Annotated in this window: 1 protein-coding gene; it reads left to right on the top strand. The window is 61.0% G+C overall.

Going from position 1 to position 264, the window contains the following annotated elements:
* Positions 1 to 264: immunoglobulin-like domain-containing protein (locus E3W21_RS31340; RefSeq protein WP_178084119.1), on the top strand; the 264-nt coding region annotated here is incomplete at both ends.

Raw genomic sequence — 264 nt, 5'->3', positions numbered from 1 at the left:
TGAAAGCCACTGAGTCGGCCGCTGAAGGGGGCACCGTCACCTACACCGCCACTGTTGGCGCGCCGGTCACCGGTTCGCCAGTGACGGTGTCGTTGGCCAATGGCCAAACGATCACCATCGACATCGGTAAAACCACCGGCACTGTGACCACCCTCGCACCTAACGATGCGTTGAACGGTCACACGCCGCTGACCAACGCCATCGCCAACGTCAGCGGCGGCAACTACGAAAACCTGGTCGCCGACAAAACACCGGTTTCGACTT

Origin of the sequence: Pseudomonas sp. F01002 (assembly GCF_004402115.1) — a bacterium.
Classification (GTDB): domain Bacteria; phylum Pseudomonadota; class Gammaproteobacteria; order Pseudomonadales; family Pseudomonadaceae; genus Aquipseudomonas; species Aquipseudomonas frigoris.
This window is presented reverse-complemented; position numbering and strand designations above follow the sequence as displayed.